Source organism: Herbidospora sp. NBRC 101105 (assembly GCF_030269205.1).
GTDB lineage: Bacteria > Actinomycetota > Actinomycetes > Streptosporangiales > Streptosporangiaceae > Herbidospora > Herbidospora solisilvae.
The window spans coordinates 332,698-356,895 of the sequence record NZ_BSSX01000003.1; the positions used below are offsets into that span (position 1 = coordinate 332,698).

Here is a 24,198-nt window from a genome sequence, read left to right on the forward strand (position 1 = left end):
GGCGCCGAGAGCCCGAAACTTTCAGCCCACCCGGCAGGAGACGGTGGGCCAGGTGCTGTTGCCGTTGCGCATGATCGTCACGCCCCAGTTGTTGCCGCTGCCGTTCGGGCGCGCGGTCAGCGTCTGGGCGTTGGGGTAGCTCGCGGAGATGTTCCACGTCGAACTGATCTTCGAAGGCGACGGTACGTTCATCGTCACCGTCCAGTTGTTCGAGCCGGTGACCGAGACGTTCAGGTTGTAGCGGTCACTCCACGACTGGCCCGCCGAGAGGCTGGCCGTGCACGAGCCCCCGCCGCCGGTCGGGGTGACGGTCGGCGTGGGGTTCGGGCTGGGGTTTCCGCCGGTCGGGGCCACCGCGCGGCCGGTTGAGGTGGAGATCATGCCGGCGCAGAGGTTGCGGCTGGCCAGGTTCTGGGCGATCTGCGGGATGGCGTTCACGGTGGTGGCGTAGCCGTCGTGCATGAGGATGACCTGGCCGTTCTGCAGGCGGCCGGCCGCCTGGACGATGGCCGAGGTGCTGGCGCCGTTCCAGTCCTGGGAATCGACGTCCCACAGCACCTCGGTCAGGCCGAGCTGCTGCGCGATCGAGCGCACGGTCGCATTGGTCTCGCCGTAGGGCGGGCGGAACAGGCGCGGGGCGGTGCCGGTGGCCGACTGGATGGCGGTCTGGGTGCGGGAGAGTTCCGACTGGATCTGCGAGCTGCTCATCTGGGTCAGGTGCGGATGAGTGTAGCTGTGGTTCGCGACCCACATCCCGGCGCTGACCTGGGCGCGGACCAGCGCGGGGTTGGCGGCGGCGTTCTGGCCGGTGTTGAACATGGTGGCCCGCAGGCCGGCGTTGCGCAGCGCGTTCAGCAGGGTGTTGGTGTTGCCTCCTGGGCCGTCGTCGTAGGTCAGGCCGACGTAGCCGGCGCTGCAGTCGGCGGCCTTCGCCGGGACGGAGACGAGTGCTCCGGCCAGGGCGACTGCCGCGGTGATCAGGATGGTTCTCAGACGCATCGCGAAACCTCCGGGTGGCGTGCGGTTACCGACGCATTCTGAGAACGTGTCCCGAAAATTGTCAATGTGTAACAGAAACTTTCGGGGCTTGACGGGAGCAGGGCGTCCGACGCACGATCATCGTGCCTTCTGGTCAGGAGGAGGCTTTCCGTTCACCGCTCCCGAGCCAGGTGTTTGTGATGCCGAAAATCCTCCTGCGCGCCGCATCTTTGCTGGTGCTGGCGCCGCTCCTCACTCCGACCGCCGCCCATGCCGACCCGCCCGCGCCCGTCCCGGTGACCGTGAACGCCAGGGCCGGGCTCGCCGTCGTCCCCGAAACCGGAATCGGCGCCAACCACGCCATCTGGGACACCACCCTGGGTTCCAACGAGACCGCGGACCTGCTCAAGGACGCCGGGGTGCAGCTCGTGCGCTACCCCGGCGGGTCCTACTCGGACATCTACCACTGGGAGACGCACACCGCCCCCGGCGGCTACGTCGCGCCCAACACCGACTTCGACACGTTCATGGCGGGCGCCCGGCGGACCGGCGCGGTGCCGATGATCACCGCGAACTACGGCACCGGCACCGCCGAGGAGGCCGCGGGCTGGGTCGAGTACGCCAACGTCACCAAGGGCTACGGCGTCAAGTACTGGGAGATCGGCAACGAGAACTACGGCAACGGCCGCTACGGCACCCCCTGGGAGGCCGACAACCGCGCGGACAAGAGCCCGGCCGAGTACGCCCGCCAGGTGGTCGCCTACGCCGACGCCATGAAGGCCGTCGACCCGACCATCAAGATCGGCGCGGTGCTGACCACGCCGGGCGAGTGGCCCGACGCCATCACGGCCTCCGGCGACGCCGGGCCGTGGAACCAGGTCGTCCTCACCAACGCCGCCGCGAAGATCGACTTCGTCATCCTGCACTGGTACCCCGGCGCGACCAACCGCACCGACCGCATCGCCGACATGCTCCAGCTCGCCAAGGAGCAGGTCGCCAGATACACCGGCCGCTCCGACATCGGCATCGCCATGACCGAGTTCAACACCGGCAGCAGCGCCAACGGCGCGACCACCCAGCCCGGCGCGGTCGCCGCCGCCGACTCCTACGCCCAGCTGCTCGCGGGCGGGGTGTTCTCGGTCGACTGGTGGAACGTCCACAACGGCATCGGCGCGATCAGCCAGGTCGCCGGCCACACCGACTACGGCGACTTCGGCCTGCTGTCGAGCGCCGGCTGCACCAGCGACGGCACGGTCTGCGAACCGGCGTTCAACACCCCCTTCGCCCCCTACTTCGCGCTCCAGATGATGAGCAGGTTCGTCCGCCCCGGCGACCAGTTCGTGAAGGCGACCAGCGGCGACCCCGCCGTCGTCGCGCACGCCGCCCGCCGCCCCAACGGCGACCTGGCGGTCATGCTGCTCAACACCTCCCACGACACCGCCCACACGGTCAGCCTCGGCTACCAGGGCTTCACCCCGTCGGCCGCCGCCCCCACGGGCTGGCTGCACACCAACGGCGCGACCGCGTTGTCCACCACGCCCTCCACGACCCTGGCCCCGCTGTCGATGACGACCTTCGTGGTCAAGGCGTCGTCGAACCCGTCCGGCCTCCCGGGACGCCCCGGCCAGCCGGTCGTCTCCGCCGTCACCGGCACCACCGCCACCGTCACCTGGCCCGCCGCCACGGCCGGATCCCGGCCGATCAGCAAGTACGAGCTCCACAACCAGGCCGGCGGCCAGCTCGGCGAGACCACCGGCACCACCCTCAACCTGACCAACCTGACCCCGAACACCCGCTACGTCCTCAACGTGATCACCCGCGACGCCGGCGGCGGCACCTCCCGCCCGTCGGTCCCGCTGGTCTTCACCACCGGCAACCCCGCTCCCGGCGGCTGCAAGGTGACCTTCACCGACGCGTCGAACTGGGGCAACGGCTATGTCGGCTCGCTCGACGTCACCAACCTCGGCGACCCGATCGACGGCTGGACCCTGACGTTCACCTGGCCCCGCCACTGGCAGAGCCTGGGCAGCGGCTGGAACGGGACGTGGACCCAGTCGGGCCAGACCGTGACGGTGACCAACGCCGACTTCAACAAGACCGTCGCGACGGGCAGCACGATCAACATCGGGTACGTGGGGAACTACTCCGGCCCGAACGTCTACCCGACCGGCTTCAAGCTCAACGGCCGCGTCTGCGGCTGACCGCTGATGGGCCGGACCGCCCGATATCCGAACCGGGTCCCGGGCAGGCCCGGCCCGTCACCGACGCGCCCGCAGAGAACCGGACGCGGCCGGCTGATCAAGCCTGTCGGCTGACGCGGAGCGTATTCGCCACCCGATGGAATGTCCGTCGGCGCTCACGGGGAGCGCCGCCGTCGGGTGGCAGAAGCCGGGCTCGGCGGCCGACGCGGAACGGACGGGCGGCTGAATGAGGCGTCTGCTGGTGGCGCTGGCTCTGATGGCGACCGCGGGGAGCTCGGTCGAATGGAAGGCCGTCTACCTGGTGAAGAACCGGGACCACACGGTCCGGGTCTACGACACCGGCGGCGCGGCCGTCACCGGTGTCATCAGGTTGCCGGGGGTGGGCAGGGTGCTGCGCGTCGCCGCCGCCGACGAGGGCTTCCACGTGGTGACCGAGGCGGTGGAGTATGGACCGGACTCCTACTTCCGATTACGGCCACCCGGCTACGAACCCGAGCAGGCCGACATCCTGGCCGGACACGGTCTGGCGGTCACCCGCGACGGGACCAGGGCCGCCTATATGACCGGCATACCCGAGCACCCCACCCTGGTCATCCGCGACCTGCGGACCGGGCGCGAAAAGACCAGGAAGTCCGACCCCGTGATGCGGCTGACCTGGACCCCCGACGGGAGACGGCTGCTCCTCTCGACCATCCCCATCTGCGACGACACGAGTGACTGCATATTCCCGGAGACGCTCCGCTTCCACGACTCCGAACGGCCCGTGAAGACGTTCAGAACGATCACCGCGCCACCCGTGATCGCCGGCGATCGGATCGTCGTCCCAAAGCGCGGCGGAATCGTCGAGTACTACGCGACGGACGGCAGGTTGCTCAGCCGCATCCGGACGCCGGGTGAGATCGCCCAGTTGTCCGTCAGGGACGACCGCCTGCTGGTCGTGATCAAGGGCGACCCGATGAAAAGCGGCGGAACTCGCCTCGTCACCGGTCCGCTGACCGGCGGCGAGTGGCATGACCTGCCGTGGGACGCCACGATCATGGAGACCGCCGCCTGGTGATCAGACCTCCCTCGCCGGGGTCGAGCCGCGGAGGATGATCTCCGTCGGCAGGATGACCTTGCGCGGGGCCGGGCCGCCGCTGATCATGGCGAACAGCATCTGGGCCGCCGTGCGGCCGATGTCGTCCAGGGGCATTCTGACCGTCGTCAAAGTCGGGGTCGTGCGGGCGGCGAAGGAGCGGTCGTCGAAGCCGGTGACCGCCACGTCGTCGGGCACGCGCAGGCCCAGGCTGTGGGCGGCGTCCATGACCCCGGCGGCGATCGTGTCGGAGCCGCAGACCACACCCGTCGGTCTCGACGGGTCGCCCAGGATCTTGAGCGCTTCGGCGGTGGCGGCGTCGGTGTCGAACGGCACGCGGATCTCGCGGGCCGAGGTCACGGCGTCGCCCGCCGCCTGGACGCACTTCCAGAAGCCCGCCGAACGGAGTTTGCACGCCGACACGTGGGCCGGGCCGTTGAGCAGCACGAGTTCACGGCGGCCGGTGTCGAGCATCAGCCGGGTCAGGTCGTGGGCGGCCGAGTCGTGGTCGGAGTCGACCCAGCCGACCCCCTCGCGGTTGGTGCGGTGGCCGATCAGCACGGTCGGGGCGCCGATGCCGGTGAGCTGCTTGATCAGGGGGTCTCGGGGGCCGGCCGCCGGGAGGACCACCCCGTCGACCCGTCGCCGGGTGACCGTGTCGACCACGTGGGCGGCCTTCTCGGCCGACTGGGTCAGCAGCAGGATGTCGTAGCCGGCACGTTCGGCGGCGTCGCCCAGGGCCCCGATCAGAGCCGGATAGATCGGGTGCATGACGACCTCGGAGGCGTGCAGCGGGAAGACGACGGCGAGGGTCTGGCTGCGCCCGGTCGAGAGCATGCGGGCGGTCGGGTCGACCTGGAACCGGTGCTCTTCGATGATCTGCTGGATGCGCTGCCGGGTCTCCTGGCCGACCCCGGCCTGGCCGTTCATCGTGCGGGAGACGGTTCCGGCGGAGACGCCCGCCAGGGCCGCTATGTCCCTGATTGTCAGCTTTCCTTCCTTTTTGACGTTGATCATCCCCTTGTAAGAAACGTGGACGTAACCTCTTGTGCTCCACCTCGGCAAGGTTCACTATACAACGCAACCGGTTGCGTAAACCGGTTGCGTAACCGAGGAAGGATCCTGCCTTGACTGATCTGGGGATCGGCATCGTCGGACTGCACAACCACTACCACGCGTATCCGTTCGCCGACTATCTACGGCGCGGCGTCGACGGCCTCCGTCTGGTCGGGGTGGCGGACGAGCGGGCCGACCTGGCCAAGGAGTTCGCGGCCCAGTACTGCGACGGCGACTGGACGACCGACTACGAGCAGCTCATCCGCCGTGACGACGTGGACGCGGTGATCGTCACCTCCTACACGTCGGCGCACGCCGACCACGTGGAGCTCGCGGCGGCGGCGGGCAAGCACGTGCTGCTCGACAAGCCCATCGCGACCACCATGGCCGACGCCCGGCGGATCGTCGCGGCGAGCGGCCAGGTCAAGGTGATGATGGCCTACCTGCTGCGTTATCTGCCGGCCTACCGGAAGGTGCTCGACCAGGTCCGGCAGGGGGCGGTCGGCGACCTCGTGTCGGGGTTCTACTCGATCCGGTTCCCGGTCGGGGCGATCACCGACAGCCCGAACACCGACACCCAGGGCTGGTACGCCGACCCGGTGCGCGGCGGCGGGGGCGGGTTCCTCGACCACGGGGTGCACTTCACCGACTTCTTCCGCTGGTTCTTCGGCCAGGACGCCGTCTCGGTCACCGCCCACATCGGCTCGCTGACCTACAAGGACCTGGGCGTCGAGGACTACGGGATCGCGACGTACACGATGGACGGCGGCGCGATCGTGACGGTGGAGAGCACCTGGCACGCGCCCGACTACTTCGGCCCCCTGTCGAGCCCCGACCACGCCTCGCTGAGCGGTACCCGGGGCGAGATCGAACTGCACTACCAGAAGAGCCCGCAGGTGGAGGTCCAGGGCGTCGACGACCCGTGGAAGGGCCGGCACTACTTCGACCTGGTCGGCGAGGAGCGCTACGAGGCCTGCTACCGCGACCTGCTGGTCGCCTTCCGCGACTGGGTGAACGGCGCGGACCTCGACGGGGTGCCCACGGCCGAGGACGGGCTGAAGGCCCTGGAGATGATCATCGGCGCCTACGAGTCCCACGAGACCGGCCGCCGCGTCTCCCTGCCCCTCGGGGAGGACACCAAGTGACCGTCAACGTCGCCCTCATCGGTGCGGGGCGGATCGCCCGGGTCCACGCCGACGCCTACCGGGGTGTCTCGGGCGGCCGGCTGGTGGCCTGCACCGATCCCGTCGAGGCCGCCGCGCGGAGCCTCGCGAAGGACTTCGATCTCGAGGTCGCCCCGAGCATGGAGGCGATCCTGGACAACCCCGACATCGACGCCGTGCTGATCGCCTCGCCGAACGCGCTGCACCCCGACCAGACCGTCGCCGCCCTCAAGGCGGGCAAGCACGTCTTCTGCCAGAAGCCCATCGCCCTGACGCTGGAGGAGGCCGACCGGGTGGTCGCCGAGGCCGCCACGGTCGACCGGATCCTCCAGTACGGCTTCATGCTCCGCTTCACCCCGCCGATGCCGCAGCTCAGGCAGCGGATCACCGACGGCGAGCTGGGCACCCTGATCGCCGCACGCGCGGCCGTGTTCGGCTGGGAGCCCACCGGCGACTGGTTCTACGACCCGGCCCAGGGCGGCGGGGTCATCCTCGACACCCTCGTCCACTTCGCCGACCTGGTCCTCTGGTTGTTCGGCCCGGCCGAGAAGGTCTACACCGACGGCGGCGCCTACGTGCTCGACGGGGCCAAGCGCTTCGGCAGCCCCGACAACGCCACCGTCCAGGTCCGCCACTCGACCGGCGTGGTCACCTCCATGTACGTCACCTGGACCGCCGGGCACGGCAACTTCACCATCGAGACCTACGGTTCGGCCGGCAGCGCCGCGGTCGACCTGGTCAGCTCGCAGATCACCCGCACCTTCAACCGGGACAAGGGCTTCGGCTTCCCCGACCTGGTGTGGGACTACGGCTACCGGGGCGAGCAGCAGCACTTCGTCGACCGGATCGCCGGGACGGCGACGGAGGTGGTCGGCGGCGGCGTCGTCGAGGCCCGCGACGCGCTCGCCCTGTGCCTGGCCGCCCAGCGGTCCCTGGACGAGGCCAGGGTGGTGACCTTCCCATGACCATCGGAGTCGTGGTGGTCGGCGCCGGTTTCTGGGCCACCCAGATGCACCTGCCGGCCCTGGCCCGGATTCCCGGAGTGAAGATCACCGGCGTGGTGGCGACCAGCAGGGAATCGGCGGAGAAGGCCGCCGCCCCCTACGGCGCCCGTGCCTACACCGACCTGGACGAGGCGGTCCAGGACGCCGACGTCGTCGACGTCGTGGCCCCGCCGGACGTCCACCTGCCCGCGGTGAAGACCGCCGCCCGCCACGGCAAGCATGCGATCTGCATCAAGCCGCTGGCCCGCTCGCTGGCCGAGGCCGACGAGATGCTCGCGGCGGTCGAAGTGGCCGGGACCCGGCTCTTCTACGCCGAGAACGTGCCGTTCATCCCGGCCGTGCAGGAGGCGAAGAAGGCCGTCGACGCCGGGCGGATCGGGGAGGTCTTCCGGGTCAAGGCGTGCGAGGGCATCGGGAGGCCCCACTCCGACTGGTTCTTCGATCCGGTGCGCAGCGGCGGCGGGGCGATGCTCGACATGGCCGTCCACAGCCTGGAATTTTGCCGATTCTTCGCGAACGCCCCGATCACCAGTGTCTATGCGGATGCGGACACCTATGTGTGGGGCGACCGGACCTCCGCCGAGGACACCGCCCTGCTCACCGTTCGCTTCGGCAACGGGGTTCTCGGCCAGTGCGAGGACAGCTGGAGCCTGGCGGGCGCGATGGACTCCCGTTTTGAGGTTTTCGGCACCGAGGGCCGTATCCTCATCGACAACCTGCACAGACAGCCGTTGCAGGTCGTCGGCGCGACGGGGTGGTCGTTCCCCCTGCCGATTCCGGGGCTGCTCGCCGACGGGCACCTCGACATGCTGACCCATTTCACCAACTGCATCCGGACCGGCGAGCCCTCGGTCTCCGAGGGCCGGGTCGGCCGGGACGTCCTGGCGGTCGTCGACGCGGCGACCCGATCCCTGGCCAGCGGGCGCCGGGAGAACGTACACCACCAATCTGAAGGGCAGTCGTCATGATCCGGGTCGGGATGATCAGTTGGGCCCACGTCCACGCGGAGTTCCGGGCCAAGGCGCTGAGCGAGATCCCCGGCGTCGAGGTGGTCGCGATCTCCGACGATGACGTGGCGCGCGGCCGGGCGGCGGCTGAGCGATGGGGCGTCGCGGACTTCCACGAAGACTGGCGTGACCTCGTCAAACGGCCAGACGTCGACATCGTCATGGTGCACTCCGAGAACTCGCGGCACCGCGACCAGGTGATCGCGGCGGCCGAGGCCGGCAAGCACGTCTTCTGCGAGAAGCCCGTCGCGACGAAGACGGAGGACGCCAGAGCCATGGCCGAGGCCGTCCGGAGAGCGGGGGTGGACGGCACCGCCGCCTTCGTCAGCCGCTTCAGCAAGGAGGCCGACCGGGCGAAGAAGATCGTCGAGTCGGGCGTGCTCGGGAAGGTCCTGCTGACCCGGAGCTTCATCGGCCTGGCGGGGATCGCCGAGATCGGCTGTCCGCCCGACATGACCGAGTGGATGAACGACCCCGTGCTCGGCGGTGGCGGCGCCTGGATCGACGAGGGATCTCACGGCGTCGACCTGCTGCGCTGGCTGGTCGGCGACATCACCGAGGTCACCGCGATGACCGCCAACCGGAACAAGCCCGGCCTCGACGGCGAGGACATCGCGGTCGCGCTGGCCCGCTACGCCGACGGCGGTCTCGCCGAGATCGGCACGGTCTGGAGCCTGTCGGCCGACATCGGCATGCGGAACTCCCTGGAGATCTACGGGACCGAGGGCACGCTCGTCATGCGCGCCACCGACCCGTTCCCCCGGGTGGAGGTCTACCGGTCGGGCGACGACCCCCTCTACCGGGGCTGGACCACGCCGCACATCGAACCCGACGTCAGCGAGCCGCACGACTACGGCTCGTGGCCGCCTCACGTGCACCACTACAAGCGGGAGGTCGCCTCCTACGTCAACCGCGTCCAGCAGGGACTGCGGCCCTTCGGTCCCACACTCGACGACGGCCTGGCCTGCCTGGCCGTCATCGAGGCGGGCTACGCCTCCGCCGCCTCGGGGGGCACGGCGGTGCCAGTGAAACACCTTTGAGTAAGGAGATGCCCGATGTCTCGACGATCCCCCCGGTGGCCGATAGCCCTCTTCACCGCACTGACTCTGACCGCCTGTGGTTCCACCGGCGGCTCCACCACCACCGGCGACCCGAACGCCGCGCCCGCCCAGCCCGGCGGCCCCATGGGGAAGTTCCCCGGCGCGAAGCTCGTGCTCTCCCGGTGGGCGGGCGACCCCTGGACCAGCGGGCAGAAGGAGGCCGCCGCCGAATGGTCGGCGGCCACCGGCGGCACCCTCGACCTCGACGCCGTCCCCTATGAGAACCTGCACGACAAGCAGGCCCTGACCCTGTCGGGGGCCGGCGGCTACGACATCCTCTACGTCCACCCGAGCTGGTTCGGCGAGTTCGCGAAGGCCGGGCACCTGGCCCCGATCGACGGCTACCTCGCCGACGCCAAGCGCAACCCGAGCGGCTACTCCGCCGCCTCGTTCCTGCCCAACGTGCTGGCCCAGGGCGCATACGACGGCAAGCAGTACTGCGTGCCCGACTTCGTGTCGACGACGCTGGTGGCCTACCGGAAGGACGTCTTCGAGGCGGCCGGCATCCCCGCGCCGAAGACCCTCGACGACGTCGCGGCGGCGGCCTCGGCGCTGAACGGCAAGGACGGGATGGCCGGCATCGCCATCCCCGGCAAACGCGCCGGGGCGGTCGCCGACATCATGGGCTCCCTGCTCACCGCGCAGGGCAACTGGTGGTACGGCGCCGACCAGAAGACCACCCTCGACCGCGCGAAGGCGGCCAAGGCCGTCGACTTCTACGTCAAGGCCGCCAAGGCGGCGCCCAGCGGCGTGCTCAACTTCCACGTGGACGAGGCCGCGACGGCCGCCGCCCAGGGCAAGGCCGCGATGATCATCTCGACGACCCCCTCGCTCCAGGCGCTGGAGGACCCGGCCAAGTCGGCCACCGCCGGCAAGTGGGGCTACGCGCCGATGCAGTTCACCGACGGAAAACCGGCGGGCGAGCTCATCTACTGGAACTGGTGCATCGCGGCCGGTTCGAAGCACCAGGACGCCGCCTACTCGTTCCTCCAGTGGTACACCAGCGGCGCGCAGCAGGCGAAGGTGGCGCTGGCCGCCGCCACCGCCGGCGCGACCAAGGACTTCTACACCAACGCCGACGTGCAGGCGAAGCTGCCGTTCCTGACCGCCATGAACGAGGCGCTGACCACGTCGAACCCGCAGCCCAGCCTGCCCTCGTGGCCGAAGGCGCAGGACCGGATCGAGCTCGCCGTCCAGGAGGCCATCCAAGGGAAGCTCACGCCCGACCAGGCGGCCGACGCGATGGTCCGGGCCGTCCAGGAGACGCTGGGCGGTTGACCGAGCAGCGGGCCCGGAGGTCGGCCGGGCCCGCTCACCACGGGAGAAGGCATGCGAAACAAGGGACTGGGGCACTGGATGCTGGCCCCGGCGCTGCTCCTGCTGCTCGCGTTGATAATCGTGCCGCTGCTCTATTCGGCCGGTTTGTCGGCGTACAGCTGGAATCTGACCGACATCGACCTGCCCAAGCAGTTCACCGGGCTGGCCAACTACACGAAGCTGTTCGGCGATCCGACCGTGGGCACGGCGGTCCTCAACACGGTGATCTACGTGGTGTTCGCGGTGGGGATCGAGCTCGTGCTCGGGTTCGTCGTCGCCGCGGCGCTGTTCGAGATGACCAAGGGGCGCAAGCTCGCGAACGCGCTGATCCTGCTGCCGATGATCATCGCGCCGGTCATCACGGCACTGCTCTGGCGCTATCTGCTCGACCCGCAGTTCGGGCTGGTCGCCCAGCTCACCGGCACCTCGATCGGGTGGTTCGGGGAGGCGAACCTCGCGCTGCCCGCGCTGATCGCCGTGGACGTCTGGCAGTGGACGCCCTTCGTCATCCTCATCCTGCACGCCGGGATGTTGTCGATCGGTCAGGAGCAGTTCGAGGCCGCCTCGATCGACGGCGCCGGACGGCCCACCGTCTACCGGCGGATCGTGATCCCGGCGATCGTGCCGCAGATCATGATCGTGCTGCTGTTCCGCACGATGGACACCTATCGGATCTTCGACACGGTGTTCGTGCTGACCAAGGGCGGTCCGGGGCTCTCGACCGAGACCATCGGGCTCTATACGTACCGGACCGGGTTCTCCTATTTCGACATGGGTTACGCCATGGCGCTGAGCATCTTCATCCTCGTCACGGTCGTGATCATTTCGAGCTTCTACATCAGGCTGCTGCGGCGGCGGGAGGTGCTGCGATGAGACGGCGAGACTGGTGGGTCGTCGGGAGCTACGCCGTCGTCGGGCTGTTCCTGCTCTGGGTGCTGGTGCCGATCGTCACGGTGGCGCTGAACTCCGTCAAATCGCCGCAGGACATCTTCTCCTCCTCGCCGACGTTGTCCTTCACCCCGACCGGCGACAACTACGGGAAGGTGCTCGGCGAGCTGAGCTTCCAGACCTTCCTGGTCAACAGCACGATCGTGGCTCTCGGCAGCACGCTGCTGTCGGTCGTCGTCGGGGTGCCGGCCGCCTACGCGCTGGCCCGGCTCCCGGTGCGCGGCCGGGAGTGGTGGGCCTGGCTGATCCTGTTCACCCGCATGGTGCCCGCCGTCGCGCTCGTGGTGCCGATGTTCGTCATCTTCCAGCGGCTCCAGCTGCTGGGCACGTACACCGCGCTCGTCGCCGCGCACACCACGTTCAACCTGCCGATCGTCATCTGGATGATGCGGTCGTTCTTCGAGGAGCTCCCGCGTGACCTGGAGGAGGCGGCGCAGGTCGACGGGACCGGGCGGTTCGGCGCGTTCCTGCGGGTCGCGCTGCCGCTGACCTCACCCGGGCTGGCCGCGACCGGCGTGCTCTGTCTGCTGTTCTCGTGGAACGAGTTCCTGTTCGCGCTCGTGTTGTCAGGCCGCGAGACGCAGACGACGCCGATCGGCGTGGCCTCGTTCATCGGGACGGTCTCGGTCGACTGGGGCGGCAGTTCGGCCGCCGCCGTGCTCGCCATGATCCCCGTCTTCGTGCTGGGGCTGGCGGCCCAGCGGTTCCTCGTACGCGGCCTGACCTTCGGAGCAGTGAAAGGATGACCATGATCATCGGCGCCCAGTACTACCGGCCGCCCAACCCCCCGCGCGCCGACTGGGACCGCGACCTCGGCCGGATGCGCGCGGCCGGGCTCGACACGGTGAAGTTCTGGGCGTGCTGGAGCTGGCTGAACCCGGCCCCGGGAGAGTTCGACTTCACCGACCTCGACGAGCTGATGGACCTGGCCGCCGGGCACGGGCTCGGCGTGGTGATCAACACCATCCTGGAGAACGCGCCCTACTGGCTGGAGGAACGCCTCCCGCACGCCCGGTACGTCGACCACGAAGGCCGCGCGATCCGGCTGACGGCCGCGATGAACACCCCGGGCGGCGGCTGGCCGGGGCTCTGCTTCGACGACGAGGAGGTGTGGACGGCGGCCACGGCCTTCCTGGAGGCACTGGTGAGCCGCTACCGGAACCATCCGGCCCTGCGCTTCTGGGACGTGTGGAACGAACCCCACCTGGAGCCGGCCTCGTACTTCCCGGACCGGATCTACTGCTACTGCCCGGCCTCGCTCGCCCGGTTCGGGACGTGGCTGCGCGCCCGCTATTCGCTCACGGAACTGAACACGGCCTGGTCACGGCGGTATTCGTCCTGGGAACAGGTCGCCCCGCCACGGGTGTTCGAGGCGGTGCCCGACATGATCGACTGGCGGGAGCACTGGTTCGCCAACCTCGCGCGATGGCTCGACCGGCGTTGTGAGATCGTGCGAGGGGCCGATCCCGACACGCCGGTCATGACCCACGTGGCGCTCAGCGGCTTCACCGGCCAGCTCGCGACCCACACGCTCGACGAGTTCGACCTGACGGGTCCCGTCGACCTCTTCGGCACGTCCAGCTTCCCGACCTGGCTGATGGGCGACGACCCGGTCGAGCACCTGTTCAACCTCGACGCGGCCCGGGGAGCCGCCGCCGGAAAGCCCTTCTGGCAGGCCGAACTCCAGGGCGGCCGGGGCCGGCGCGACGGCTACCGCAGCACCGGACACCCGGCCGCCGACACCGTGGGCCTGTGGATGTGGAACTCGATCGCCTCCGGGGCGACGGGCGTCGTCTTCTGGCAGTGGCGGCCCGAACTCCTCGGCCCGGAAAGCCCCGGGTACGGGTTGTGCGCTCCCGACGGCTCGCCGACCGACCGGGTGAAGGCGGTCACCGACTTCGCCTCGGCGGTGCGGGACCTGGGCGAGGTCGTGCCGGAGCCCGGCCGGACCGGCCTGCTGGTCTCCCGGCGCTCCGCGCTGCACGCCTTCGCCACCGACCGGGGCATGGACCTCTACCGGGACGCCGTGATGGGGGCCTACCGGCTGCTCTGCGACGCGGACGTGCCGGTCGAGATCCTCCACGACACCCGGGACATCCCCGACCACATCGAGGCGATCTACTGGCCGATGCCGTCGGTCGCCTCTCCTGGCCTGGCACGGGCCCTTGAGGCGTTCGTCGCCCGGGGCGGCGTGCTCGTCGCCGAGGCGGCGCCCGGCGAATACGCCCCGAACGGCGCGCGGCTGCCGCGCATCGCACTGGAAGACCTGTTCGGCGTGCGCCACCTGGACGCCGATCTGGCCTCCGGGGAGATCGACTTCGCCGGTGTCGCGCTGCCCACCTGCTGGCAGCGCGACCATCTGGAACCGGCCGGCGCGGAGGTGCTGGCGTCCTTCGCCGACGGCTCCCCGGCGATCACCCGCCACGGCACCGCCGTGCTGGTGGGGACGTACTTCTCGCTGGCTTACGGACGGAAGGCCGACGCCGCGCTGCGGTCGGCGGTGTGCGGCCTGCTCGGCGCGACCCCGGGCACGCCCGGCCTCTACACCCGGCCCGTGACGGTCAAGGGCCGCCCCGCCGTCGTCGCGGTCAACTGGACCCACGAGGACCTGGAGACTCGCGTGGGGGAGGTGACGATCACCGTCCCGGCCAGGAGTGGTCAGATCAGTTCCGTCAGGTGAGCGAGCATTCGCTCCACATCCGGCTGCACCCCCGTGAACAGCCGGAACGATCCGGCCGCCTGGAAGACGACCATCCCGCTCCCGTCCAGGGTCCGGCAGCCGAGCCGCCGCGCGTGCCGCAGCAGCTCGGTCTCCAGCGGCCGGTAGACCACGTCGGCCACCCACAGCTCCGCGCGCAGCAGCCCGGCGTCGAGCGGGAGGCCGGGGTGGGCCGCCATGCCGACCGGGGTGACGTTGACCAGCCCGTCGGCGTCGGCGAGGAGCGCGGGCAGTTCGGCGGGACCGGCCGCGCGGAGCCGGCCGGGCTCGGCGGCGTCATGCGGGAGAGCGGCGCGGCGTCCTCGCCCCGCCTCATGGCCGGGCTGGTCGATCGGCGGGTTCAGGCGGGCGGCCAGTTCCGCCGGGCGGGTGGCATCCACGTCCACCACCGTCACGCGGCCCGCTCCCAGGGTCAGCAGGGCGTGGGCGACGGCCGCTCCCGCCCCGCCCGCGCCCAGTTGCACGACGTGCCGGGTCGCCGCCCCGGGCAGCCCGCGCCGGAACGACTCGGCGAACCCCGTCCAGTCGGTGTTGTGGCCGATCGCGCGGCCGTCGCGGAAGAGCACGGTGTTCACCGCGCCGAGCTTCGCCGCGTCCGGGGACAACTCGTCGAGGTGGTCGATCACGGTCTGCTTGACCGGATGGGTGACGTTGAGGCCGTCGTACAGGGACAGCCGCGCGGCCGTGATCAGGTCGCCGATGGGCTCGGTGAGCTCGATGCGCCGGTAGAGGTAGCGGAGCCCGTGGTGGTCGGCCTCGTGTTCGTGGAGGGCGGGGCTGAGGGAGGGGCCGATGCCCGTGCCGATCAGGCCGATGAGGTAGGACGTCATTGCGGTCCTCCTATGTACGAACTAGTGAGTTAACTTATAACCCACTTCGTCACCGCCCGGCACCCTTGAGATAGGCCACGACCATCTCGCCGACCATGGTCCGCAGCCGTTCGCGGTGTTCCGGCGCGGTCATGTCGCGCCCGAAGAGGGCCCCGAAGGTGTGCTGGTTGGCGACCCGGAAGAAGCAGAACGAACTGATCATCATGTGGACGTCGATCGCGTCGGCCTCGGTGGTGAAGTCGCCGCCGGCGTGGCCCGCGTCGAGGATGCGGGAGATCAGGTCGAGGACCGGGGTGCCCAGGTTGGCCAGCACCTCGGACTTGCGGATGTGCTCGGCCCGGTGGACGTTCTCGATGGCCACCAGCGCGATGAAGTCGCGGTGGGCGTCGTGGTGGTCGAAGGTGAGCTGGGCGAGGGTGCGGATCGCCTCGACGGGGTCGAGGTGGTCGACGTCGACCGTCTTCTCGACCGCCCTGACCTCGGCGTAGGCCTTCTCCAGCGCGGCGATGTAGAGCTGCTCCTTGCCGCCGAAGTAGTAGTAGATCATCCGCTTGGTGGTGCGGGTCAGGTCGGCGATCTCGTCGACCCGGGCGCCGGCGTAGCCGCTGCGGGCGAACTCGGCCATCGCCACGTCGAGGATCTCGGCGCGGGTGCGGTCGGCGTCGCGCTGGCGGTCCCCGGGGGTGGACATCGGGCTCCATGAGGTGGGCGGGATCTACTCGCGCCTCATTTTATGGCCGTGCTGCGCCGCCAGCCTGACGGGCGTGTTCGCCGCGCCATAACCGGAATATCGGCCGATGCGCTGCACCACCTCGAAGAAGACCCGGCCGATGGTCGCCGTGTAGAGGTGCAGGAACTCGCCGTCGTCGGTGCGGTCGTAGAGGACGTCGGTGCCGCGCAGATCGGGGGCGCCGGGGAAACGGGCGTCGAGGTCGTCGTAGTAGTTGGCGGGGATGGGCAGCGGCGGCTCGCCGGCCTCCGTGAGCCGCCGGGCCATGCCGACGACGTCGTCACAGGCGACGGCGACGTGTTGCCACGGCACGTTCGAGGCGGTGTCGGCCATGTTGAGCGCCACCATCACGCTGCCGTCGGCGTTGGTCATGGCCCTGCTGCGGACCAGGCCGTAGGGGTCGGGCAGGTCGAGGCTCTCGTGCGGGCGCAGCCCGAGCACGCACCGGCACCACAACGACGCCTCGGCGAAGGGGGCGGTCAGCGCCACATGGTCGATGGCGGACTCGCCCGGTCCGGACGCGCAGAAGACGACGCGCGTGCCGTCGGGGGCGTGGTCCGGAGCCGACAGGGCCGCCACGTGGGCGTCGGCCGCCGCCGGATCGGGGGTGACGATGCCGACCGCGCGCAACTCGGCCGCGTCGCCGCCGTCGACGAGCCGGGCCCGATCGAAGCCGAGCACCTCGACCAGACGACGCAGCCGGTCGCCGTGGCGGCCGGTGGCGAGCTCGACGTAGGCGAATTCGGTCAGGTCGGGCGGAGCGTAGCCCACCAGATCGCCGCCCCCCAGATCGCCGTGCTCCAGGAACCGCAGCGACAACATCGCGTCGGCGGCCGTCCGCGTCGGGTCCGAACGTCGGAACACGTCGTTGAAGACCTCCAGCGACAGCGGCCCCCGGTATCCGGCCGCCAGGACGTGCCGGGTGAAGCCCGCCAGGTCGAAGTCGCCCTGACCGGGGAAACAGCGGTAGTGCCGCGACCACTGGAGGGTGTCCATGGTCAGCCGGGGCGCGTCCGCGAGCTGGAGGAAGAAGATCTTCTCTCCGGGGATGGCTTCGATGCCGCCCGGATCGCCGCCCTTCGACAGGATGTGGAAGCTGTCCAGGCACACCCCGAGCGCCGGGTGCCCGGCCATTCGGACGATCCGCCACGACCGCAGATAGTCGTCGACGTGACGGCCCCAGGCCAGCGCCTCGTAGGCGATCCGGATGCCGTGCCCGGCGGCGCGTTCGGCCAGCAGGCGCAGGTGTTCGGCGGCCAGGGCGTCGTCGTCGATGGTCTGGGGCGACACGTTCGAGCAGACCAGAAGCAGGTCGGCGCCGAGCCGGGTCATCAGCCGGAACTTGTGCTCAGCCCGGCGCAGGCCGGCGGCCAGCCGGTCGGGGGGCAGCGCCTCGAAGTCGCGGAACGGCTGGTAGAGCTCGATGCGCAGGCTCAGGTCGGCGGCCATGCGGCGGATGTCCTCGGGGGAGAGGGGGCAGGCGACGAGGTCGTTCTCGAACAGCTCGAACCCGTCGAACCCGGCCGCCGCGATGGCCCGCAGCTTCTCCGGCAGCGTCCCGCTCACGGAGACGGTCGCGATCGACTTCCGCATAGGGCCCTCACAGATAATGTACGAACTAGTGAGTTATTTGACTCCATCATCTTGACACGCTCATGGTGCGAACGCAGCATTGCGGCCACACGTTATGAACTATCCAGTTAGGACAAGCTTCATGACCCAGGCCACCCCCCGCCGCGCCGCCGTCGCCGCCTGGATCGGCAGCGCCCTGGAGTACTACGACTTCTTCATCTACGGCAGCGCCGCCGCGCTGATCTTCTCCAAGGTCTTCTTCGACGACTCCGACCCCGCCACCGCGACCCTCCAGTCGCTCGCCTCCTTCGGCGTCGCGTACGCCGCCCGCCCCGTCGGCGCCCTCATCCTCGGCCACATCGGCGACCGGTTCGGCCGCCGCCGCATCATGGTCTTCACCCTGGTCCTGATGGGGGTGGCGACGTTCCTGATCGGCTGCCTGCCGACCAGGGAGCAGATCGGCGGCCTCGCGCCCGTGCTGCTGGTCGTGCTGCGCGTCCTGCAGGGCCTGTCGGCGGCGGGCGAGCAGGCCGGCGCGAACTCGATGACGCTGGAACACGCGCCCGAGAACCGGCGCGGCTACTTCACCAGCTTCACCCTGAACGGCACCCAGTTCGGCCAGATCCTCGCCACGCTCGTCTTCATCCCGGTCGCGGCGTTGCCCGAGGAGCAACTGCTGTCATGGGGTTGGCGGGTCCCGTTCTGGTTCAGCGTCGTCGTGGCCGTCGCCGGCTACTTCATCCGCCGCCACCTCGACGAGACCCCCGCCTTCCAGGCGCAGGTCGACGACGGCTCGGTGCCGAAGATGCCGCTGGCCGAACTGTTCCGCACCCACTGGGCCGACGTGCTGCGGGTCGTCGGCGCCGCCCTGATCGCGACGGTCAGCACCATCTTCACCGTCTGGGCGCTCAACTACGCGACGAGCGACGCCGTCGGGCTCGACCGCGGGGTCATGTTGTGGGTCGGCGTGCTGGCCAACGTGGTCGCGCTCGGCGCGATCCCGCTGTGGGCCCGGTTGTCCGACCGCATCGGCCGGCGGCCCGTCTTCCTGGTCGGCGCGATCGGCAGCCCGATCATGATCTTCGCCTACCTGGCCGCGATCAACTCGGGCAACTACGTCCTCATCTTCCTGGTCGGCTGCCTGTGCTTCGGCGTCGTCTACTCGGCGTCCAACGGCATCTGGCCCGCTCTCTACGGCGAGATGTTCACCACCCGCGTCCGCCTGTCGGGCATGGCCATCGGCACCCAGATCGGATTCGCGGTGGCCGGCTTCGCCGTCGCCTCGGCGGCCGGGATCATGACCGAGGACGGCTGGCTCGGGCTGCAGGGCTGGGTCGGCGTGGGCGTCTTCACCGCCGTGCTCTGCGCGGTCAGCACGATCTCCGTGCTGACCGCGAAGGAGACGTACAAGGTGCCGACGGCCGACCTCGGCCGCCGCGAGACCGCCGGAGTCAGTTGACCGCGTCGAGGCCCGGCGAAGTTCAACCGACCCGGGCCTCGCAACGCTCAAGCTGAAGACTGCGGATATAGATTTGAAATTATGGGAGGCCGGGCGCGCAGAAGGGCGCCGAAGCGTCATGCAGCCAGGGGGATCCTTGCGCTGAGCGCCGGCACGATGTTCTTCAGCATTGCCTCCAATTTCGACAGCTTCCCCACGATCTCACAAGTCGTATGTGGGGGACTTGCGTGTCTGGGTGCAGTTCTAGTGGCCATTAACGCCTCGACGGCCAGGCATCCTTTTAAAAAAAGCAGAAGTTGGACTACATCCGAGAATAACTCTACTTGAGATTATTAGGGCTCGCGAACGAATAGCCAGGTCACGGGCTATTCCGCAGTTGTTTTGGGCAACCACACCCGCATCGTCGCCGGACCGTGGTTGCCCCACTGGTAGTAGGGGCGCAGCCGCAGGCTGATCGGCTCGGCCTCGGCTCGCGGGCGCGGGCCGTACGGCCAGGGCTGGTCTTCGGACGAGGTCAGGGTGGCCGAGACCTCGATCTCCTCGTCGACGACCTCGGGGGCGCGGGAGGTGTCGACCGTGATCCGGGTCAGCGGCGGCTGGTCGCCGGGGGACTCGGCGCAGTAGACGAGCGGGCCGCGTTCGACCGCGACGCAGCCGCGCAGCGCGTCGATGCGGGAGTCGGGTTCGACCCAGCGCGGGGTCATGCGCAGGTCGACCGAGACCTCCTCGCCCGGCGCCCAGACGCGGGACCATTCGGCGGTGCCGCCGCCGGCCCAGATCGGCAGCCGCAACGACAACACGCGCAGCCGGTCGGGGGCCTGGACCACGCGCAGAGTCGCGGCGCCCCGCCAGGGCATCTCGGTGTCCACCTCCACCACGAAGCCGTCGTGCTCCACGCGGGCCGGGGTCAGGTGGTGGATCTGCAACCCGGCGTCGGTGCCGGTCGCGACGTAGGCGGGCAGGGCGGCGAAGGTGCGCGCCAGGTTGGTGGGGCAGCAGGACACCGCTCGCCAGGAGGCCCGCAGTCCGCCGTCCGCGCGCGGGCTGACTCCCGATGTGGCCTCTCCGGCGACTCTGACCTGCAGCGGGTTGGTGTAGAAGAACGACCGGCCGTCGAGCGCGGGCCCGGCCGCGATGACGTTGTAGAAGGTGCGCTCGGCCAGGTCGGCGTAGCGGCGGTTGCCGGTGGCCAGCAGCAGGCGGTGCGCCAGCATGAACGACGCCACCCCGGCGCACGTCTCGTTGTAGGCCCGGTCGGGCGGCAGCTCCCAGTCCTCGCCGAACGACTCGCCGTTGTGCCGGGAGCCCATGCCGCCGGTCAGGTGGGTGCGGCGGGCGATGGTCCGCTCCCACTGGCGTTCGACCAGGTCGAGCAGGTCGCGGTCGTTCGTCTCGACGGCCAGGTCGACGACCGCGCCGGCGAGATAGAGCGCCCTGACCGCGTGGCCCCGGAAGACCTCGGCCTTCCTGACCGGCACGTCGTCCTGGAAGTAGGCCCGGCCCAGTTCGATGTCCGCCAGCGCCGGGGTGCCCCGGCGGTCGATGAACCGGCGGGCCATCTCCAGGTAGCGCTCGGTCCGGGTGACCCGGTAGAGCTCGATCAGGGCCATCTCGATCTCGGGGTGCCCGCAGACGCCCCGGTTGTTCATGAACACCGCGCAGACGTGGTCGGCGGCCCGCTTCACCAGCTCGAACAGCTCCCCGCCGCCGGACGCCCGCGCCTGGGCCACCCCCGCCTGGATCAGGTGGCCGTAGCAGTAGAGCTCGTGGCCCCACTCCAGGTCGCTGTAGCGGGCGTGGCCCCACTTGGTGTTCAGGTAGCCGTCGGACTCCTGGGCGCCGGCGATCACCGAGGTCAGCTCGTCGAGGCGGGGGTCATGGGTCCAGGCCATGCCCTCCATCAGCTTGTAGACCTCGGAGTCGCTGAACTCCCGGCCCCGGCGCGAGGCGCCGGTGAAGTTGGCGGCCCAGCCGACCCGGTGGATCCACTCGTAACAGTGATCGATGATCGTCTTGGTGGGCAGCGAACCCCAGAAGCCGGGATTCAGACGTACCGAAGAGACCCCCAGAGGCGTCAGCACGCCGCCCGACGGAACGACAGGACTATCCACGCAGAGCTCCAGACATGAATCCGCGCACGTAGTAGCGCTGGAGAACGAGGAACAGAACCAGGCAGGGAACGGCCATGACCATGACGCCCGCCTGGAGCACGCCGTAGTCGATCGCGCCGAAGGTGCGCTGCGTCATGCTCACCACGGCCACCGGCAGCGGGAAGCTCGCCCCGTCGCTGAGCAGGATCAACGGCGCGAAGAAGTCGTTCCACGACGCCAGGAACGCGAACAGCCCGACGGTCACCAGGCCCGGCCGGACCGCGGGCAGCAACACCGACAGCAGCACCTTGACCGAACCCGCGCCGTCGACGAGCGCCGACTCCTCGATCTCCCGGGGGATCGCCTCGAACGAGTTGCGCATCATGTAGAGCGCGAACGGCAACTGGAACATGACGAACACCAGGCTGAGCCCGAGCAGCGAGTTCTGCAGACCGACATAGTCGAGCAGGACGTAGAGCGGGATCAGGATGGTCGCGTAGGGCACCATGAGGATCGCCAGCGCGGCCAGGAACAGCAGGTTCTTCCCGGGGAAGTGGAACCGGGCGAACGCGTAGCCGCCGAGGGTCGCCACCAGGAGCGTGCCGACGACGGTCATCCCCGAGATCGCCAGGCTGTTGCCGACGTAGGTGGCGAGCCCCTCGCCGAACCCGGTGATGCTCCGGTAGTTGGCGAGCGTGAGCCCGTCGGGCCCCTGCACGGAGGCCCAGCCGCTCCAGATCAGCGGGAACAGGAAGATGACCGCCAGGGCCAGTCTCGGCGAGTAGTACCTCATCGGGTCGTCGCCCCCCTGAGGATGCGCATCTGGACGGCGTTCAGGGCGACCAGCACGACCAGCAGCACCACCGACAGCGCCGCCGCGCCGCCCAGGTCGAAGCGGAAGAAGGCGTTGCGGTAGACCACCATGACCATCGACACCGTGCTGTTGTCGGGCCCGCCGTTGGTGAAGATGAAGAACTGGTCGAACGCCAGCAGCGACCCCGTGATCGACAGGATCAGCATCAGCGCGAGCGTCGGTCGCAGCAGCGGCAGGGTGATCCGGGTGAAGATCTGCCACCGGTTGGCCCCGTCGGCGCGCGCCGCCTCGTACACCTCGACCGGGATGGCCTGCAGACCGGTCAGCAGGATCAGCATGTTGAACCCGGCGAACCTCCACAACACCAGCAGGATCGTCGAGGTCAGCGCCATGTTCGGGGAGCCGATCCAGTTCACCCCGAGGAAGCCGAACGGCCCGAAGTCGTTGTTCAGCAGGCCGTAGAACAGCAGCGCCGCCGCGGCGAACCCGACCGCTCCGGGCAGGAAGAACGCGGTACGGAAGAAGCCGACCCCCGGCCGGCGGTCCTGCACCAGCAGCGCCAGCCCGAGCGCCACGGCCGAGAGCAGGATCGTGATGATCACCGTGTACTTCAGGGTGAACAGCACCGAGTCGAGGAACAGCGGGTCGTCGGGGATCTTCGTGTAGTTGGCCGGGAAGTTGGGCCTGGCCGGGCCCAGCAGCGGCCACCGGTGCAGCGACATGATCACGACGAGCACCAGCGGCGCGACGAACAGCACCGCCACGATGACCGCCGTGGGAGCGGCGTACGCCCACCCGGCCAGCGCGCGGCCGCGCCGGAGCCGGGGGGCGGTCGAAGACGGACTGCTCACTGGGTGAGCGACTGGTTGAGGGTCTCGTTGAGTTCGGGCAACTTCGCGACGTCCCCGAACAGCGCCTCACGGGCGAACCGCAACCACGGCCCCTGCGGGTCGTTGTACGTCTCGCCGAACTTCAGCGCGTAGGGCGTCTGGCCCTTGCCCACCAGCGAGTTGATCAGCACCACGCGGGGGTCCTCGGCCGAGTACTTGTTGTCGGCCAGGTCGGTGCGGGCCACCACGTCCTTGTTCTTGGCCATGATCTCCACCTGGGCCTCGTCGGAGACCGTCCAGGCCAGGAACTCCCAGGCCGCGTCGACGTTCTGCGAGGTCGCGGAGATGCCGACCGAGTCGCCGCCGACGAACGTCGATTCGCCGCCGTCGGGCCCGGCGATGGGGGCGACGCCGATCCTCATGTCGGCGGGCATCGAGCCGAGCGTGGTGGACGGCATCGGCATGACGCCGATCTCGCCCTTCGGGAAGAAGCCGGTCCAGGTCGGGCCCTGCTCCTCCTTCGTGGTCGGGCCGGTGACGCCGTTGTCGTACAGGCTCCGGTAGATGGAGAACACGTCGGTCATGGGCGGGGAGGCGACCGTCGACTCGGTGCCCTCGGCGTTCATGACCGTGCCGCCGGCCGCCCAGACCGAGGGCCAGAAGGTGAAGACGTAGCAGCCGCCGCAGTTGCCGCCGAAGAACGTGCCGTGCACCTTGCCGTCGGCGCCCAGCTTCTCCTGCACGGTGGTGGCCTGCTCGGCGAACTCCTTCAGGGTGGTCGGGCCCTTCTCGGGGTCGAGCCCGGCCTTCTCGTACAGGTCCTTGTTCCAGAACCAGACCGACAGGTCGAGGGTGTGCGGCAGGGTGTACCGGCGGCCCTCGTAGGTGCCGAGCCTCATGTGCGAGGGCGCCAGCGCGTCCTTGAACGGGAGCGCCGCGACGCGGTCGCTGATGTCGGCGAACAGGCCCTGCGAGGTGTAGTTCGGCACGAAGATGACGTCGGCCGCGAACACGTCCGGAAGCTGCTTGGCCCCGGCCGCCGCGGCGATGCGCGGCTGGTAGTTGTCCGTCGGAATGACGGTTAGTTTGACCTGGTTCGTGTGAGACTTGTTGTACGCCTCCACCAAGCGCTCACTCTGCGCCTGGGTGGCCGCCCGGGTCCACATCGTGATCGTGGTCGGACCGGCGGCGCTGGGTTCCTGGGCGGCAGAACCACATGCGGCCATGGATGTCGCGAGGAGTGCCGCCGCGGCGAGCGCGGGGAGTCTTCTGGGCATGGGGGGTTCCTCTCGACCGAAAAACTGA

20 protein-coding genes are annotated in these 24,198 nt (G+C 69.7%); 11 read left to right on the plus strand and 9 right to left on the minus strand.

The genetic code is table 11. From position 1 onward, the window contains the following. Nucleotides 1-21: 21 nt before the first annotated feature. Nucleotides 22-999, minus strand: a complete 978-nt coding sequence (locus QSK34_RS15445; RefSeq protein ID WP_285584648.1) for a polysaccharide deacetylase family protein — start codon at nucleotides 997-999, stop codon at nucleotides 22-24. A 179-nt stretch (nucleotides 1,000-1,178) separates the two neighbouring features. Between QSK34_RS15445 and QSK34_RS15450 the strand changes: the two genes are divergently transcribed. Beyond that, nucleotides 1,179-3,179: a cellulose binding domain-containing protein gene (locus QSK34_RS15450; protein WP_285584650.1), complete on the plus strand. Its 2,001-nt coding sequence runs from the start codon at nucleotides 1,179-1,181 to the stop codon at nucleotides 3,177-3,179. 226 nt (nucleotides 3,180-3,405) lie between these two features. Beyond that, a complete protein-coding gene (locus QSK34_RS15455) occupies nucleotides 3,406-4,236 on the plus strand; it encodes a WD40 repeat domain-containing protein (protein WP_285584652.1) in 831 nt (276 codons plus the stop codon). On the opposite strand, the gene QSK34_RS15460 is transcribed toward QSK34_RS15455, so the two are convergent. After that, nucleotides 4,237-5,271 carry a LacI family DNA-binding transcriptional regulator gene (locus QSK34_RS15460; protein WP_285584657.1) on the minus strand — a complete coding sequence of 345 codons (1,035 nt, stop codon included), beginning with the start codon at nucleotides 5,269-5,271 and terminating at the stop codon, nucleotides 4,237-4,239. Between the two features lie 110 nt (nucleotides 5,272-5,381). Between QSK34_RS15460 and QSK34_RS15465 the strand changes: the two genes are divergently transcribed. The 8 genes from QSK34_RS15465 to QSK34_RS15500 are packed head-to-tail and all read left to right on the plus strand — an operon-like array spanning nucleotide 5,382 to nucleotide 14,529. Next, nucleotides 5,382-6,455, plus strand: coding sequence for a Gfo/Idh/MocA family protein (locus tag QSK34_RS15465; protein ID WP_285584660.1), 1,074 nt, complete (start codon nucleotides 5,382-5,384; stop codon nucleotides 6,453-6,455). After that, nucleotides 6,452-7,438: a Gfo/Idh/MocA family protein gene (locus QSK34_RS15470; protein WP_285584663.1), complete on the plus strand. Its 987-nt coding sequence runs from the start codon at nucleotides 6,452-6,454 to the stop codon at nucleotides 7,436-7,438. The genes QSK34_RS15465 and QSK34_RS15470 overlap by 4 nt, the downstream gene beginning before the upstream one ends. Then, nucleotides 7,435-8,445, plus strand: a complete 1,011-nt coding sequence (locus QSK34_RS15475; protein WP_285584666.1) for a Gfo/Idh/MocA family protein — start codon at nucleotides 7,435-7,437, stop codon at nucleotides 8,443-8,445. Before QSK34_RS15470 ends, QSK34_RS15475 begins: the two co-directional genes overlap by 4 nt. Continuing rightward, the gene (locus QSK34_RS15480) at nucleotides 8,442-9,524 is read left to right on the plus strand and encodes a Gfo/Idh/MocA family protein (RefSeq protein ID WP_285584670.1); all 1,083 of its coding nucleotides are present in this window, start codon (nucleotides 8,442-8,444) and stop codon (nucleotides 9,522-9,524) included. Before QSK34_RS15475 ends, QSK34_RS15480 begins: the two co-directional genes overlap by 4 nt. Nucleotides 9,525-9,539: 15 nt before the next feature. Further along, complete coding sequence (locus QSK34_RS15485; RefSeq protein WP_285584673.1) at nucleotides 9,540-10,862, plus strand: extracellular solute-binding protein; 1,323 nt, start codon at nucleotides 9,540-9,542, stop codon at nucleotides 10,860-10,862. Nucleotides 10,863-10,913: 51 nt separating this feature from the next. Then, nucleotides 10,914-11,774, plus strand: coding sequence for a carbohydrate ABC transporter permease (locus tag QSK34_RS15490; protein WP_161480911.1), 861 nt, complete (start codon nucleotides 10,914-10,916; stop codon nucleotides 11,772-11,774). Then, a complete protein-coding gene (locus QSK34_RS15495; protein WP_285584678.1) occupies nucleotides 11,771-12,595 on the plus strand; it encodes a carbohydrate ABC transporter permease in 825 nt (274 codons plus the stop codon). Before QSK34_RS15490 ends, QSK34_RS15495 begins: the two co-directional genes overlap by 4 nt. Next, on the plus strand, nucleotides 12,592-14,529 hold the full coding sequence (locus tag QSK34_RS15500) for a beta-galactosidase (RefSeq protein WP_285584681.1): 1,938 nt from the start codon (nucleotides 12,592-12,594) through the stop codon (nucleotides 14,527-14,529). The genes QSK34_RS15495 and QSK34_RS15500 overlap by 4 nt, the downstream gene beginning before the upstream one ends. Here the strand turns inward: QSK34_RS15500 and QSK34_RS15505 are convergent. Genes QSK34_RS15505 through QSK34_RS15515 form a run of 3 tightly spaced genes read right to left on the minus strand, consistent with a single transcriptional unit; the run spans nucleotide 14,508 to nucleotide 17,721 of the window. After that, nucleotides 14,508-15,398: a shikimate dehydrogenase gene (locus QSK34_RS15505; protein ID WP_285584684.1), complete on the minus strand. Its 891-nt coding sequence runs from the start codon at nucleotides 15,396-15,398 to the stop codon at nucleotides 14,508-14,510. The genes QSK34_RS15500 and QSK34_RS15505 overlap by 22 nt on opposite strands. Before the next feature lie 49 nt (nucleotides 15,399-15,447). Next, nucleotides 15,448-16,089, minus strand: coding sequence for a TetR/AcrR family transcriptional regulator (locus QSK34_RS15510; protein ID WP_285584686.1), 642 nt, complete (start codon nucleotides 16,087-16,089; stop codon nucleotides 15,448-15,450). A gap of 24 nt (nucleotides 16,090-16,113) precedes the next feature. Then, nucleotides 16,114-17,721 (minus strand): sugar phosphate isomerase/epimerase and 4-hydroxyphenylpyruvate domain-containing protein, encoded by a 1,608-nt coding sequence (locus QSK34_RS15515; protein ID WP_285584687.1) that lies wholly within the window; start codon nucleotides 17,719-17,721, stop codon nucleotides 16,114-16,116. Nucleotides 17,722-17,842: 121 nt separating this feature from the next. On the opposite strand from QSK34_RS15515, the gene QSK34_RS15520 reads away from it, so the two are divergent. Further along, complete coding sequence (locus tag QSK34_RS15520; RefSeq protein ID WP_285584689.1) at nucleotides 17,843-19,159, plus strand: MFS transporter; 1,317 nt, start codon at nucleotides 17,843-17,845, stop codon at nucleotides 19,157-19,159. A 365-nt stretch (nucleotides 19,160-19,524) separates the two neighbouring features. Here the strand turns inward: QSK34_RS15520 and QSK34_RS15525 are convergent, their stop codons facing one another. From QSK34_RS15525 to QSK34_RS15540, 4 genes are read right to left on the minus strand one after another with little or no spacing between them, the layout of a single operon-like run. Further along, nucleotides 19,525-21,270: a glycoside hydrolase family 127 protein gene (locus tag QSK34_RS15525; RefSeq protein ID WP_285584691.1), complete on the minus strand. Its 1,746-nt coding sequence runs from the start codon at nucleotides 21,268-21,270 to the stop codon at nucleotides 19,525-19,527. Beyond that, on the minus strand, nucleotides 21,263-22,042 hold the full coding sequence (locus QSK34_RS15530) for a carbohydrate ABC transporter permease (protein ID WP_285584693.1): 780 nt from the start codon (nucleotides 22,040-22,042) through the stop codon (nucleotides 21,263-21,265). The genes QSK34_RS15525 and QSK34_RS15530 overlap by 8 nt, the downstream gene beginning before the upstream one ends. Continuing rightward, nucleotides 22,039-22,914 (minus strand): carbohydrate ABC transporter permease, encoded by an 876-nt coding sequence (locus tag QSK34_RS15535; protein WP_285584694.1) that lies wholly within the window; start codon nucleotides 22,912-22,914, stop codon nucleotides 22,039-22,041. The genes QSK34_RS15530 and QSK34_RS15535 overlap by 4 nt, the downstream gene beginning before the upstream one ends. Then, entirely contained in the window at nucleotides 22,911-24,170 is a 1,260-nt protein-coding gene (locus tag QSK34_RS15540) for an ABC transporter substrate-binding protein (RefSeq protein WP_285584696.1), read from the minus strand. Before QSK34_RS15540 ends, QSK34_RS15535 begins: the two co-directional genes overlap by 4 nt. Between the last annotated feature and the right edge of the window lie 28 nt (nucleotides 24,171-24,198).

Bases quoted from the DNA above. Each gene is read 5' to 3' on its own strand.
- QSK34_RS15445 (WP_285584648.1), bottom strand. From the start codon at position 999: ATGCGTCTGAGAACCATCCTGATCACCGCGGCAGTCGCCCTGGCCGGA.
- QSK34_RS15450 (WP_285584650.1), top strand. From the start codon at position 1,179: ATGCCGAAAATCCTCCTGCGCGCCGCATCTTTGCTGGTGCTGGCGCCG.
- QSK34_RS15455 (WP_285584652.1), top strand. From the start codon at position 3,406: ATGAGGCGTCTGCTGGTGGCGCTGGCTCTGATGGCGACCGCGGGGAGC.
- QSK34_RS15460 (WP_285584657.1), bottom strand. From the start codon at position 5,271: ATGATCAACGTCAAAAAGGAAGGAAAGCTGACAATCAGGGACATAGCG.
- QSK34_RS15475 (WP_285584666.1), top strand. From the start codon at position 7,435: ATGACCATCGGAGTCGTGGTGGTCGGCGCCGGTTTCTGGGCCACCCAG.
- QSK34_RS15480 (WP_285584670.1), top strand. From the start codon at position 8,442: ATGATCCGGGTCGGGATGATCAGTTGGGCCCACGTCCACGCGGAGTTC.
- QSK34_RS15485 (WP_285584673.1), top strand. From the start codon at position 9,540: ATGTCTCGACGATCCCCCCGGTGGCCGATAGCCCTCTTCACCGCACTG.
- QSK34_RS15490 (WP_161480911.1), top strand. From the start codon at position 10,914: ATGCGAAACAAGGGACTGGGGCACTGGATGCTGGCCCCGGCGCTGCTC.
- QSK34_RS15495 (WP_285584678.1), top strand. From the start codon at position 11,771: ATGAGACGGCGAGACTGGTGGGTCGTCGGGAGCTACGCCGTCGTCGGG.
- QSK34_RS15500 (WP_285584681.1), top strand. From the start codon at position 12,592: ATGACCATGATCATCGGCGCCCAGTACTACCGGCCGCCCAACCCCCCG.
- QSK34_RS15505 (WP_285584684.1), bottom strand. From the start codon at position 15,398: ATGACGTCCTACCTCATCGGCCTGATCGGCACGGGCATCGGCCCCTCC.
- QSK34_RS15510 (WP_285584686.1), bottom strand. From the start codon at position 16,089: ATGTCCACCCCCGGGGACCGCCAGCGCGACGCCGACCGCACCCGCGCC.
- QSK34_RS15515 (WP_285584687.1), bottom strand. From the start codon at position 17,721: ATGCGGAAGTCGATCGCGACCGTCTCCGTGAGCGGGACGCTGCCGGAG.
- QSK34_RS15520 (WP_285584689.1), top strand. From the start codon at position 17,843: ATGACCCAGGCCACCCCCCGCCGCGCCGCCGTCGCCGCCTGGATCGGC.
- QSK34_RS15530 (WP_285584693.1), bottom strand. From the start codon at position 22,042: ATGAGGTACTACTCGCCGAGACTGGCCCTGGCGGTCATCTTCCTGTTC.
- QSK34_RS15540 (WP_285584696.1), bottom strand. From the start codon at position 24,170: ATGCCCAGAAGACTCCCCGCGCTCGCCGCGGCGGCACTCCTCGCGACA.